Source organism: Aquimarina megaterium XH134 (genome assembly GCF_000520975.1).
Classification (GTDB): Bacteria; Bacteroidota; Bacteroidia; order Flavobacteriales; family Flavobacteriaceae; genus Aquimarina; species Aquimarina megaterium.
The window spans coordinates 25,688-39,811 of record NZ_JACB01000062.1; the positions used below are offsets into that span (position 1 = coordinate 25,688).

The window sequence follows — 14,124 nt, forward strand, 5'->3', positions numbered from 1 at the left end:
CTATGGTAAGAACTATAATCCCCATCATTTTTGCAATTTTATCACTTAATAGCTTTGCGCAGAATGAAGTAAAAGAAGATGCTGTTACATTAAAAAAAATATATGATACCTCACTACTTGATGGTAAAAGTTATGCATGGCTGGATTATCTCTCTAATCAAATCGGGGGGAGACTTTCTGGTTCTGTAAATGCTCAACTAGCTGTAGAATGGGGGGAAAGAGAGTTAAAAAAGCTAGGCTTGGATAAAGTATGGTTACAACCGGTAATGGTACCAAAATGGACTCGTGGTGTAACAGAATTTGCCTATATCGAAACAGAACCAGGCATAACGACCAATGTGCCAATTTGCGCATTAGGAGGCTCTGTGCCAACACCAATAGGAGGTATTAAAGCTCCTATTGTAGAAGTTAAAGGATTAGAAGAACTCAAAAAACTAGGCACTGCTCAGATTGAAGGGAAAATAGTGTTTTTTAACAGACCTATGCAAGCAGATCTTATCGAAACATTTAGAGCTTACGGAGGGTGTGTAGATCAACGATATTCTGGAGCAGCAGAAGCAGCTAAGTTTGGCGCTGTAGGAGTACTTGTTCGTTCTATGAACCTTAGACTAGATGATTTCCCTCATACAGGATCAATGAGTTATGGTGACCTGAAAGATATAGATAAAATTCCTGCCGCAGCAATAAGTACTAATGGAGCAGATTTGTTAAGCTCTATGTTAACATTAAATCCTAAAATTAAATTCCATATTAATATGAACTGCCGTACCTGGAAAGATGTACAATCATACAATGTGATTGGCGAGATTACAGGAAGTGAATTTCCTAAAGAATATATGGTAGTTGGTGGGCATTTAGATTCTTGGGATTTGGGAGATGGTTCTCATGATGATGGGGCAGGAGTAGTACAATCTATGGAAGTATTAAGACTATTTAAAGAAATAGGATATACGCCTAAGCGGTCTATTCGCGTAGTATTATTTATGAATGAAGAGAATGGATTACGGGGTGGTAAAAAATATGCAAAAATTGCTAAAGATAAAGGAGAGAATCACGTTTTTGCTTTAGAAAGTGATTCCGGAGGATTTACCCCCAGAGGCTTCTCATTTGATTGTGATGATGCTAATTTCGCCCAGGTACAAGACTGGAAACCTCTTTTCGAACCCTATTTGATACATTCTTTCACTCAAGGCGGAAGCGGTGCCGATATCGGGCCACTTAAAAAAGATGGAATTGTACTCGCGGGATTACGACCAGATTCACAACGTTATTTTGATTATCATCATGCAAAGAATGATACTTTTGATGCCGTTAATAAACGAGAACTCGAACTAGGTGCTGCTACAATGACCAGTTTGATGTATCTTTTTGATAAATATGGAACGAAATAATATTTTCGTTGGGTTCTTGTCAATAATAAAATAACTGGCGGTTATGATAAACTATCAACTCCAGTGTATTTTACCTTGACTTTTTTAGAACTAGTAATTTCCAGAATATTTAACCATTAAAAAAATAACGTTAAATATACGATAAGAATCATTTAGTTTATTTCGAGTTCTAATACCTTTGCGTCTTCAAAATTGTAAAATGCTACAACAATACACTAAAGAATTTCGATATAATCTAAAGTTGGCTACACCAGTAATGTTGGGTATGTTGGGACATACTTTTGTTGGCTTAGTCGATAATATTATGGTGGGACAGTTAGGTACCGCAGAGTTGGCAGCTGTATCTCTGGGTAATAGTTTTATGTTTATAGCGATGTCTTTGGGGATAGGGTTTTCTACTGCAATAACACCATTGGTGGCAGAGGCCGATGGAGAAAACAATTTTGCTAGTGGTAAATCAGCATTTAAGCATGGGTTATTTCTATGTACTACATTAGGAATTGCATTATTTTTGTTGATACTCGTAGCAAAACCATTGATGTATTTAATGAAACAACCTCCAGAGGTGGTCGAACTGGCAATACCATATCTGGATCTGGTCGCTTTTTCTTTGATTCCGCTAGTAAGTTTTCAGGCATTAAAGCAATTTTCAGATGGATTGTCTATGACCAAGTATCCTATGTATGCAACTTTGGTTGCTAATTTGGTAAATATAGCCCTCAATTATGTATTGATTTTTGGAAAATTTGGTTTTCCGCAAATGGGAATAGTAGGAGCAGCCGTCGGAACATTAGCTTCAAGGTTTGTAATGGTTATCTTTTTATGGGTTTTCCTAAAAAATAAAGAAAAATCTACCTCATATGTGACTCATATCAAGTTTTTCTCGCTAGAGAGAAAAATGATAAATAGAATAATAGCCTTAGGATTTCCTTCTGCATTACAAATGTTTTTTGAAGTGGCAATTTTTACTACTGCGATATGGTTATCAGGTATTTTAGGTAAAAACTCACAGGCAGCTAATCAAATAGCATTAAACCTATCTTCTATGACGTTTATGATAGCTATGGGATTAAGTGTAGCTGCAATGGTGCGTGTAGGTAACCAAAAAGGGCTTCAGCATTTTATAGACCTAAGAAGAATCGCAATTTCAATATTTCTGCTCACTTTTTTATTAGCAGTTGTGTTTGCTTTAGTATTTGTTCTGTTTAACGATTTACTTCCTCGAATATATCTTGATATAGAAGATACCGAAAATATGGCAGATAATACCGAGGTGATTGCCATTGCAGCAAAACTATTAGTTATTGCTGCATTATTTCAAATTTCCGATGGGATACAAGTTACTGTATTAGGAGCCTTGAGAGGTCTTCAGGATGTTAAAATCCCTACTTTAATTACATTTATAGCCTATTGGGTAGTAGGATTTCCTATTAGCTATTATTTAGGATTATATACAGAATATAAAAGTTCAGGGATTTGGATTGGATTGCTGGCAGGCCTTTCTGTTTCTGCATTGCTTCTATATCTTAGATTTAATGCTTTGACCAAAGGTTTAATTCATAAGAATTAAAATCATAACGTCTTTTTTGCCTATAAAATCTAGGCTTTAGAAGTAATTTTTTAAATAAAAATAAAGACCAAATACCATTTTCATACTTATTACGTTTATTTGGTATTAACGAATAATTAACTATCTTTCCAAAAAAAGAGAATACAAAATATGAGAGTCCCAAATTCTAGATTTTGTCTACTGCTTGTAACGCTTATGATATTGGTTACACAGAGTAGTATAAGTCAAAACTTTGTTCATAGTAAAAATCAAAACCTTATTCCTAACCCTAGTTTCGAAGCTACAAATGCAGCTATTTCACGACTGGATATGGAGATGCAAAACTTTGGAATTGTTAAGGATTGGAAAGCTACAATTAATTCTCCAGATGCTTATCACCCTAGATTGGCTGATATTAGATTTATTCATAAATCACCTAATTTTTTAAAACAGTTTGGGGAACAGGAGCCCAGAACAGGAGAAGGTAAAGTAGGAATGTATATTGCCGGTGGTCCTTATAAAGAAGGAGTAACAGCCAAATTAAAACAACCATTATCCAAGGGGAAATATTACTATTTTCATATGTATGTTTCTTTAGGAGAAGGCATCTCGAATTCCTGTACTTCATCTATTGGATCATATTTTACTGCCAGAAGGCCAAAAATAACGACTACCTCTAGATTTCCTTTAAATATAGAATCTTCCAAAATGGTATGTAATACCAAGGGATGGACTAAAGTTTGTGGAGTATATAGAGCAAAAGGAACAGAAAAATATATTTCTTTGGGATATTTCTCAGATAGCCCAAAAGGAAAATCTGTAAAAGGAGGAGGGTTTGATACGGCCTACTATTTTGTAGATGATGTCTTACTAATGGAAATGAGAAATACCAAAAACCTTACATCTAGCCAGGTGTGTGATATGGCTCTTGATTTTTCACCTGTAGAATTCTTGGTGGGCGAAAGTGAAGCATACAAAGAAATTAAAGAAGCATTAGATTCTTATATTCAGTATGTAACGATATTTAAAGTAAGCAAAGTTAAAATTATTGGCCATGCAGATGATGCCGGTTCATCTTTTGAAAACGAAATCATGTCTGCAATGAGAGCAAGTAATGTAAAAAAATATTTTGTAGAACAAGGTATAGACGAATCTTTAATCGAAATAGTAGCGGCTGGAGATACTATGCCCGTTGTTACTGCAGATTCTAATTTGGATCCAGAATCAAACAATAGAGTAGAAATTAAAATTGAATAGTAGTTCCCTAATAATTTTCTGATTTCCTTAAAAAAGATAGTACCTTTGAAACTTTGTAATTTTAAGTATTCATTATGGACTTCCCAAAATTCTTATTAGGCGATAATACTGATTATCCAGATGCCATTTTTGTAATTCATACCGAGTTTCCGAGATGTATTATCAATCTGGAAAATGATGAAATAGAATGGCTTGAAGAGTTTGATAAAAATGATGAAAAAGAATTGTTAGAGGAAGCAGAAAATCTTTTTAAAACTGCTAATGATTTTTATGATCGTGAAATAGAACGTTACGACGAATAAAAATAGATAAACGACCATAACAATGGAAGACCTCATACAATTAGATAAAGAACTTTTTTTATACCTCAATAATCTGGGTACATCTGTATGGGATGGATTTTGGTTATTTATGACAGAGAAATTATACCAAATCCCTCTGTATTTAGTATTATTGATTTTTTTCTATAAATATTTTGGAGTTAGAGGTACGATCATCACACTGGTGGTTGTCGCATTATTAATTACTGCTACCGATCAACTATCAAATTTGTTTAAAAATGTGTTGTTTATGCGACCACGGCCATGTAGGGCAGATGGTGTAGCAGAGTTTACACGTTTTATTGCAGAACGATGTGGGCGACATGGATATTTTTCTGGTCATGCAGCTAGCTCTATGGCATTAGCTTTTTTTACAGGATTAGCCTTACGAAAACACCTAAAGTATATCTTTCCATTTATGGTGGTATGGTCAATTGTTGTTAGTTATAGCAGAATTTATATAGGAGTACATTATCCGGGCGATATCGTTACTGGTATGGCAATAGGTATTTTATTAGGAGTGGGAGCGTTTAGGCTACATACATTTCTGGTAAAGAAATACGGAGAAGTCAGATGATAAGAAGTAGGTTGTATATATTTTAGCTTAAAACCTCTTCTTTTTCTTCTTTTTGCCAAAAAGACGCTTAAAGAAATTATCTCTTTTTTCGGGTTTACAATCCAAATCCTTTAAAACTTCCTTTGCACTTTCTTCGAATTTACTTTTTGTAATAGGATCAAATGTACTATCCAGGTTCATCTTTTGATACAATTTGGCAAAAATTGGTAGTGCAGTATTGGCTCCTTGCCCCAAAGCAGTAGTTTTAAAACCAATATTGTAATTATCATTTCCTACCCAGGTGATCGTTACTAGATTTGGAGTAATCCCAACAAACCAACCATCTTTATTATCTTGAGTGGTTCCTGTTTTACCTGCAATATCATTTTTGAGGTTATAAGTGGTTCTAAGTCTGGTTGCAGTACCTTGTTCTACAGTAGATTTCATCATTTCTAAAAGCACTTGTCTTGTATAATCATTATAGGCAGGAGTCTCAGCTATTTCGGGTTCGAAAGAAGCAATTAAACGACCATTTTTATCTTCAATTCTCGAAATATAATAAGGCTTCACACTTTTACCTTCATTTACATAACTTGCATAAGCTCCTGCCAATTCTTTTAATTTGATACCATCTGTACCCAGCGCCATTGCAGGTTCTTCAGAAAGTATAGCAGTGACTCCTAGTTTTTTTACCTGATCTACAACTTTAGGAATCCCCACTTTATTGAGCACCTTTACTGCAATAGTATTAACAGAGTTACTAAGCGCTTTTTCTAGTGTAAAATTAAGATATGGATCATTTTGTTCTGATGCGTTTTTAGGTGTCCAGTTGTCTAAATTTGTATAGGTGATCTCTTTTGTCGAGAAATAAGAACAAGGCTTCATACCATTTTCTATAGCAGTGGTATACACAAAAGGTTTAAAAGTAGAACCAACCTGTCTTTCACTTTGCGAAACATGGTCATATTTAAAATAACGATAATCAATCCCTCCCAGATATGCTTGTACTGCACCCGTTGTTGGTTCGATAGCAATCATTCCGGTATTCAGAAATTTTAAATAATGTTGTATACTATCCAGAGAAGATATTTTTTTGGTAATGTTACCACTCCACTCGAATAGTTCTATGTCTTTCTTTACAGAAAGAGAATCTTCAATTTGCGCTTCTGTCAACCCTTGTTCCTTGTATATCGAATAGATTTTAAGGCTTTTGATCGCATTCTTAACGAGATCTTTATCGGTCTTCCAGGGAGCAGCACTACCAAAAGATTTTTCATAATCGTTTTGTAATACTTGCATATGTTCTTTCATAGCTTCTTCTGCCAAAATCTGCATTTTGTAGTCGAGTGTAGTGTGTACAATCAAACCATCATTATAGATGTCATAAGTACTGCTGTCTGGTTTTTTATGTTTCTCTAAGATATTGATCAATTCTTTTTTTACTTCTTCTCTGAAATAAGGTGCCAACCCAAGATCGTGGTTAAAATGTTGATAATCCATTATGATAGGCTGACTCATGGTTTGATTTGATCGATGAGCACTTAGGTATCCATATTTAACCATTTGTTGAAGTACAACATCTCTTCTTAACTGGCTTCTTTCAGGAAACAACCTTGGGTTATAACTATGATTAGCTTTAAGTGTCCCAACAAGTGTGGCGGCTTCAGAGAGTGTTAATTGATGAGTAGATTTATTAAAGAATTTCTGGGCTGCACTTTCAATTCCGTAAGTGTTATCCGGAAACGGAACAGTATTAAAATATAATGTGAGAATCTCTTTTTTTGAATATATATCTTCTATTCTTTTGGCAACAAAAGATTCTTTCAATTTATTGATTACAGTACTAAATAATTTATATTTTTTTCTTCCAAAGAGATTTTTTGCCAATTGTAAAGTTATGGTACTACCCCCTCCCGAAGATTTATCCCGAAGTAAAATGGTCTTAAAAAATACGCGTAAAAGACTTGTGTTATCTACACCATCATGTTCATAAAAACGTACATCTTCTGTAGCTACTAGTGCATCTATAAGATGCTGAGGTAAATCCTCGTATGATATGGGTTGTCTGTCATAGATATAATATTTACCAATCATATGACCGTCTTTATCCAGTACTTGAGTGGCCTCGGCCTGTTTTAAAGAACCTAATTCTTCTTTATTAGGTAATTTACCCCAGAAACCAAAATATATACTAGCATAAAAGCAAATGCTGAAGAAAATGAACCCACCAATAGCATAGAATAGCCATTTTATCCATTTTTTTTTAAATATTGTCTTTATCATAATCATAATACCGACATACATAACGTCGAAAATGCCATATTATTAGGGGATATGAGTTTCTTACTTTTTATAAAATCTCTAATGAATAATACAATCGATTATCATTATGAGTACTGAAAAAGGTAGTGAAGCAATACACATAAATTTTCTGAAAACTTTCGGAAATAAGTTATGATTAGATAAAAATTTAAAATTTTTAACAAGTAAAAATTTTAAAAAAATAATTGATTTTTAAAGTTGATTTCTTAAAAGTTTCATTTTTTTTATTTAGACTTGTAGTAACAAATTACTCAGTGAAATAATATACACTCAATTGAAAATTACTTGGAGTAAGTGAATAAAAAATACACCAAGATTTATAATCGAGAAAATAGCATTTAGCAAAAAAAATGCTGTTTTAAATATGTAAAGTATAGAATTAATTCTTAAACCTGTGAGTCCTATGAAAAGAGTAATTGTTGACTACAAAAAACTTAACAAAGACATTTTAAACCTACTAGTAGAAAAGTTTCCCGATGGTTATAATGATAGAGATATAGTTCATTTTAGAAACCAACATAATGAAGCAATAGAAGCTGTAGAAGTAAGAACAGAAGAGACAATCTATTTGGTTAAAATTAGCAAACGTCTGGCAGATACTATGGAAAGTTTTGAAGAGGAAGAAGAAAGTGTAAGTGCTAGCAATAATATACCTGAAGAAGTGAATAAAGATCAGGTAGCAGGTATTGATGATAAGTAACCTTATGACTATTATGTTATTATTTCAGATAAGATGGCGACATAAATAAAGATCATTTTTTTTCGAAGTATACATTCTCTTTACTTTTGATGTTTTTTTTATATGAATTAGGAGATTCTCCTGTTTTATTTTTAAAAAGCCTACTAAAATATGAAGGGCTTTCGAATCCTAGTATAAAAGAGATTTCTTTCGAGCTGATTTGGCTATAAAGAAGTAATCGTTTTGCTTCAATAATTATGCGATCAATAATTATTTTCTTGCTCGAAGACCCATTAACAAGCATTGTGATTTCGGTTAGCTTTCTATTTGATAAACCTAACTCCTGAGCATAAAAATCACACTCGTGATAACTAGAGAAATTAAGTTCTAATAATTCTAGAAATTTATAATACATCTTTTTTTCATAAGATTGATTTAAATTTTGGTTACCGCTATTGATTTCATTGCATTTTCGTTGTAATTTTACTAATAAAGTAAGTAATAAAAAAACGATTGTATTCCTTCTTCCATAAGAATATAATGGAGATAAGTACTCATAATGAAGTTGATCCAAAATTGCTTCAAAATGTGATACATCATCTTTGTCTAAAACAATTGTATTTACCTTGGATATATTATGAATTATTGATAAAAAAGAGATGTTATCGATTGTTGTTTGAAAAGGAATAAGTTCACTGTCAAAACGAATTAGAAAACCTTGCATGTTTTTTCCTTTAATAAAATCGTGTACCTGCCCTCGCTCTATTAAATAAAAAGTGTTTGGAGTTTTTAGATTCACAAGCTCATCGTCTATGTTCTGAAGTGCTTCACCAGATTTAAAATAAATAATCTCATGATATGTATGACGATGTGGATCTCTGTCTTTTCTATTTCTGTTTTTTTCATGAAGTAAGGGACGCATAAAAAAGGGTAAATCTTTTTTATCCGAGAATTTATCTAATCGAATCAAATCTTTATCTTTCATACATCAAAAATAACTCATTATGCTACACTAATAATAATGAAAAAACAAAAAGTGCAACAATTATAGCACTTTTATGAATCTACTTTGTTTTTAAATAAACGAGATTGCAACTAATAAATTATACTATGTTAACTTCATTACAAATAAAAGAGGAAGCAAATCGGTTACATGATTCAGAAAAAAATAAAAACCAGGTAGTAGCCACAACAAATTATTTTCCCGAGATGGATATCAATGATGCCTATCAAATTCAGGAAGAGTGGGTTAATATCAAAAAAAAAGAAGGTAGAAAAGTAGTCGGGTATAAAATTGGGCTTACTTCAAAGGTTATGCAAGTCGCTATGAATATCAATGAACCTGACTATGGAACACTACTAGACGATATGGTTTATGAAAATGGTTGTGAGATAAAGACTTCTGATTTTTTAGACCCTAGGATAGAAGTAGAGCTAGCTTTTGTGCTAAAAAAACCACTTTTTGGCGATACTCTTACAATAGAAGATGTATTGGATGCAACAGATTATGTAGTGCCTGTACTAGAACTTATTGCAGCACGTACTTATCGAGTAGACCCCAAGACCAATTACGTTAGAACTGTTAAAGATACGATTTCGGATAATGCAGCGAATGCAGGGATTATTTTGGGCAATACCAGAATTAATCCTCGAGATATAGATCTAAGATGGGTAGGCGCATTATTATACAAAAATGGAACTATAGAGGAGTCTGGTGTTGCTGCAGCGGTACTCGATCATCCTGCCAAAGGGGTCATTTGGTTAGCAAAAAAATATGCAAAACATAATATAACATTAGATGCAGGGCAAATCATTTTGGCAGGCTCTTTTACACGTCCAGTTATTGTAAAAGCCGGAGATACTATTACCGCTGATTATAATTCATTGGGAAAAATAACTTGTAATTTTATGTAATACCATGAAAATTTCTAAAAACACATTCAAAGAAGCAGTATGCAATCGTGAAACCATTTATGGTATATGGAACGGTATTGTAGATACCATTACAGCAGAGATTTTGGCTGGTTCTGGATTTGATTGGATTGTAATTGATGGAGAGCATGCTCCATTTGATTTACGAACTATTCAGACTCAACTACAGGTAATGGCTGCATATGATGTGCAGGTTATTGTTCGTCCACCTGTTGGGGATTCGGTACTTATAAAACAACTTATGGATATGGGAGTGCAAAGTTTGTTAATTCCTATGGTAGAAAGTGCATCTCGGGCAGAAGAACTTGTAAAGGCAATGCGTTATCCCCCAGAAGGATGTAGAGGTATAGGTACAGCATTGGCAAGAGCATCAAAATGGAATAGAACTAATGATTACTTTCTAGATGCTAATAATGAAATGTGTTTGATCTGCCAGGTAGAATCTGTTCAAGGAATTAATAATTTGGAAGAAATCTTAGCAGTAAATGGAGTAGATGGAGTATTTATTGGACCAGCAGATTTAGCTGGATCTATGGGGTATTTGGGACAACCCAACCACCCAAAAGTAAAAGAGGTAATAGTAAAAGCTATTCAGTGTATTAAGACTAAAGGAAAAACAGCAGGTTTCCTGTCTGTCTCAAAAGAAATTGTTAACTATTATAGTGAGCATGGTGCTAATATGATTGGAGTTGGGATTGATACTCTTTTATTAGCAAAAGCAGCAAAAGGATTAGCAGAAGATTATAAACCAGAACAAAAGAATAATACGTCAAATACGCACTACTAATTTGTAAAAAGTACAATGATTGTGATAGTGAGAATTTGATTCAGCGATAAAAACAATAAATATATAGGTATGAAACACGTAAGATTTGCATATAATGGAGGAATCCATCAGGGAATTTATGAAAATAATACAATACTAAAAGGTACACAAGAATTTAATCCTGATGATGTTATGTTTCTTCCACCTGTCGATCCACAGGGAGTTGGTAAAGCGATAGGTGTGGCTTTAGCTTATGCAGATCATGCCAAGGAATTAAAATTAGAGATTCCAGAATATCCCATATTGTTTCATAAAATGCCTCACACAATGATTGGGCATACATCTAATATTATTGTTCCGGCGGGGATAGATTATATGCATTACGAATGTGAACTTGTGGCAGTAATTGGTCGTTCTTGCAGAAAAGTTAAAGCTGCAGATGCATTAGATTATGTTGGATATTATATGGTGGGCAATGAAATCACAGTTCGTGATTTTGTGGTTAATTATTACAGACCACCACTTAAAGCAAAAGGATTTGATACCTGGGGGCCTTGTGGCCCTTGGATGGTCGATGCCAAAGATATAGACCCTAATAATGTTTCCCTTAAAACCTGGGTTAATGGAGAATTAAGGCAAGAAGGGAATACCAAAAATATTAGACATAGCATTGCAGAATTAATAGAATATATGTCAGGTTTTATGACACTTAATCCCGGTGATATGATATGGTCAGGAACTCCAGAAGGAGTATCACATATTTATCCCGGAGATACAGTAGTATGTGAAGTAGCAGGTATCGGAAAATTAGAAAATTACTTAATAGCAGAATAATGTTAGACAAGAATTTAGAAGTATTACAACGGTTTTTACCTCAATTAAAAGAAAGAGGTATCAAGAACCTTATCAATGGAAACACTGTTGAAGCAATTTCAGGAAAAACATTTGAGAATACGACACCTATAGATGGAAACTTTATAACCCACGTGGCCGAAAGTGATAAAGAAGATATTGATAATGCAGCGCAGGCGGCAATGGATGCTTTTGCAGAATGGAAAGCGATGTCTCATAAAAACAGACGAGATATTTTATATGCCATAGCAGAAAAAATAGAAGAACATGCAGACGAAATTGCAGTGTTAGAAAGTTATGATACAGGACAACCTATCCGCTTTATGAAAAAAGCAGCGATTAGAGGTGCTGCAAACTTTAAGTATTTTGCTGATAAGGTTATTGATGCACAAAATGGGTTATCTACACCAGATACTCATCATGCAAATTATACCATTCGTCAACCCATAGGCCCGGTTGGGATCATTACTCCCTGGAATACTCCGTTTATGCTAAGTACATGGAAAATAGCACCAGCTCTGGCAGCAGGGTGTACTGTTGTTCATAAACCTGCAGAATTTAGCCCTGTAACAGCAAACAGACTTGCAGAATTAGCACATGAGGCAGGATTGCCAAGAGGAGTATGGAATGTTGTGCACGGCTTTGGAGAAAAAGCAGGGAAATCATTAACAGAACACGAATACATAAAGGCAGTAGCATTTATTGGGGAGACTACAACCGGTAGCCATATCATGAAACAAGGAGCACCAACATTAAAAAGAGTGCATTTAGAATTAGGAGGGCAAAATCCTATTATTGTTTTTAATGATGCTGATGTAGAGCGGGCTTTAGATGCTGCAATTTTTATGAAATACAGTCTTAACGGAGAACGATGTACATCAAGTAGTAGATTACTATTACAAAAAGATATCTATTCTGATTTCGTTGAAAAACTAAAAAAGAGAGTCGCTGCTATAAAAGTAGGGCACCCATTAGACCCAGTAACAGAAATTGGTCCTATGATTCATCCTACACATCAGGAAAAAGTATTGAATTATGGAGAAATAGGAAAAAATGAAGGCGCAACTCTGGCAGTAGGTGGTGGTAAACCAGATGGGTTAGAAAAGGGATGTTATGTAAATCCAACACTTTTTATTGATGCATCAAAAGATATGCGTATTGCCCAGGAAGAAGTCTTTGGACCATTCTTAACTGTAATTCCATTTGAAACTGAAGAGGAGGCAATTAAAATAGCCAATGCTGTAAAATATGGATTAACAGCGTATATCTGGACAAAAGATGTAAGCCGTGCGCATCGAATAGCACACCAAGTAGAAGCAGGAATGGTTTGGATAAATTCTCAAAATGTAAGACACCTGCCTACACCTTTTGGTGGTGTTAAATACAGTGGTATAGGAAGAGATGGCGGAGAGTATAGTTTTAACTTTTATATGGAAACCAAAAATATCTCTATAGCACTAGGAGATCATGATATCCCAAAATTGGGGATTGAATAATAGTAATGATAAAAAAATAAGTATGGCACTAGTACCTCATAACTTCGATTTACCTTTTAATATTATTCGTTGTAGCCATGTAGAATATGCTGTAACCGATTTAGAAGAATCCCATAAATTTTATGTGGATATATTAGGTTTAATTGAGACCGAAAGAACTGAAGATACCATTTACCTGCGTGGTTTAGAAGAACAACAGCACCACTCTTATATTTTAAAAAAAGCAAAAGACCCTTCTGTACTGGCAGTTGGATTTAAAGTAGCTTTTGAAAAAGATTTAGATGCGTTAAAAACACATTTAGACAACATTGATGTTGATACTGAGTGGGTTTCAAAATATGCCGAGGACCGAACACTACGAGTCGTATCGCCACAAGGTTTTATTTTAGAGTTTTATGCACGTATGAAAAAAGTACCTCAAAAGCTCAGAGAATATAAAGCTTATCGAGGAATGCATCCGCAGCGGTTTGACCACTTTAATGTTTTTACACCCAATGCGCAAGAAACATATGAATTTTTTGTAAGTCAACTAGGATTTAGACTTACCGAGTATTCTACTACAGAAAAAGGAGAAATGTGGGCTGCCTGGATGCATCGAAAAGGAAATGTTCATGATATGGCACTAACCAATGGTGATGGACCTAGATTACATCATTCGGCTATTTGGGTACCTACCGCACTTAATATTATTCATCTACTAGATGTGATGTCTACCACCGGATATGTGAATAATATCGAGCGAGGCCCAGGAAGGCATGGCGTGTCCAATGCTTTTTTCTTATATATTCTAGATCCAGATGGTCATAGAATAGAAATTTATACCTGTGATTATTTAACTGTTGATCCCGATTTAGAACCGTTGGGTTGGGATTTAAGTGATCCACAAAGGCAAACACTATGGGGAGCGCCGGCACCAAGAAGTTGGTTTGAAAACGGAAGTACATTTATAAATACCAAAGTAAAAAAAGCAACCATGGAAGCACGTCCAATAATAGCAGATTAGT

13 protein-coding genes are annotated in these 14,124 nt (G+C 34.3%); 11 read left to right on the plus strand and 2 right to left on the minus strand.

Translation table 11 applies throughout. The annotated features are described in order from the left end of the window. The first annotated feature begins 2 nt into the window (after window positions 1-2). From Z053_RS0125095 to Z053_RS0125115, 5 genes are all read left to right on the plus strand, one after another. Window positions 3-1,391: a M20/M25/M40 family metallo-hydrolase gene (locus Z053_RS0125095; protein ID WP_025667717.1), complete on the plus strand. Its 1,389-nt coding sequence runs from the start codon at window positions 3-5 to the stop codon at window positions 1,389-1,391. Window positions 1,392-1,590: 199 nt separating this feature from the next. Then, window positions 1,591-2,961, plus strand: coding sequence for an MATE family efflux transporter (locus Z053_RS0125100; RefSeq protein ID WP_025667718.1), 1,371 nt, complete (start codon window positions 1,591-1,593; stop codon window positions 2,959-2,961). A gap of 195 nt (window positions 2,962-3,156) precedes the next feature. Next, a complete protein-coding gene (locus Z053_RS30520) occupies window positions 3,157-4,197 on the plus strand; it encodes an OmpA family protein (RefSeq protein WP_025667719.1) in 1,041 nt (346 codons plus the stop codon). 74 nt (window positions 4,198-4,271) lie between these two features. Further along, window positions 4,272-4,499, plus strand: coding sequence for a hypothetical protein (locus Z053_RS0125110; RefSeq protein WP_025667720.1), 228 nt, complete (start codon window positions 4,272-4,274; stop codon window positions 4,497-4,499). 22 nt (window positions 4,500-4,521) lie between these two features. Continuing rightward, window positions 4,522-5,094 (plus strand): phosphatase PAP2 family protein, encoded by a 573-nt coding sequence (locus Z053_RS0125115; protein WP_025667721.1) that lies wholly within the window; start codon window positions 4,522-4,524, stop codon window positions 5,092-5,094. Window positions 5,095-5,121: 27 nt separating this feature from the next. Here Z053_RS0125115 and Z053_RS29320 read toward each other — a convergent pair whose 3' ends face one another. Next, on the minus strand, window positions 5,122-7,356 hold the full coding sequence (locus Z053_RS29320; protein WP_035096827.1) for a penicillin-binding protein 1A: 2,235 nt from the start codon (window positions 7,354-7,356) through the stop codon (window positions 5,122-5,124). 442 nt (window positions 7,357-7,798) lie between these two features. Here Z053_RS29320 and Z053_RS0125125 point away from each other — a divergent pair, with 442 nt between their 5' ends. Next, on the plus strand, window positions 7,799-8,095 hold the full coding sequence (locus Z053_RS0125125; protein WP_025667722.1) for a hypothetical protein: 297 nt from the start codon (window positions 7,799-7,801) through the stop codon (window positions 8,093-8,095). Between the two features lie 52 nt (window positions 8,096-8,147). On the opposite strand, the gene Z053_RS0125130 is transcribed toward Z053_RS0125125, so the two are convergent. Next, window positions 8,148-9,059: an AraC family transcriptional regulator gene (locus tag Z053_RS0125130; RefSeq protein WP_025667723.1), complete on the minus strand. Its 912-nt coding sequence runs from the start codon at window positions 9,057-9,059 to the stop codon at window positions 8,148-8,150. A 125-nt stretch (window positions 9,060-9,184) separates the two neighbouring features. On the opposite strand from Z053_RS0125130, the gene hpaH reads away from it, so the two are divergent. From hpaH to hpaD, 5 genes are all read left to right on the plus strand, one after another. Continuing rightward, on the plus strand, window positions 9,185-9,988 hold the full coding sequence (hpaH, locus tag Z053_RS0125135) for a 2-oxo-hept-4-ene-1,7-dioate hydratase (RefSeq protein ID WP_025667724.1): 804 nt from the start codon (window positions 9,185-9,187) through the stop codon (window positions 9,986-9,988). Between the two features lie 4 nt (window positions 9,989-9,992). Beyond that, window positions 9,993-10,793 (plus strand): aldolase/citrate lyase family protein, encoded by an 801-nt coding sequence (locus Z053_RS0125140; RefSeq protein WP_025667725.1) that lies wholly within the window; start codon window positions 9,993-9,995, stop codon window positions 10,791-10,793. Between the two features lie 69 nt (window positions 10,794-10,862). Further along, window positions 10,863-11,606 (plus strand): fumarylacetoacetate hydrolase family protein, encoded by a 744-nt coding sequence (locus tag Z053_RS0125145; protein WP_025667726.1) that lies wholly within the window; start codon window positions 10,863-10,865, stop codon window positions 11,604-11,606. Continuing rightward, window positions 11,606-13,120 carry a 5-carboxymethyl-2-hydroxymuconate semialdehyde dehydrogenase gene (gene hpaE, locus Z053_RS0125150; protein ID WP_025667727.1) on the plus strand — a complete coding sequence of 505 codons (1,515 nt, stop codon included), beginning with the start codon at window positions 11,606-11,608 and terminating at the stop codon, window positions 13,118-13,120. Before Z053_RS0125145 ends, hpaE begins: the two co-directional genes overlap by 1 nt. A 22-nt stretch (window positions 13,121-13,142) precedes the next feature. Continuing rightward, a complete protein-coding gene (hpaD, locus tag Z053_RS0125155) occupies window positions 13,143-14,123 on the plus strand; it encodes a 3,4-dihydroxyphenylacetate 2,3-dioxygenase (RefSeq protein ID WP_025667728.1) in 981 nt (326 codons plus the stop codon). Window position 14,124 lies beyond the last annotated feature (1 nt).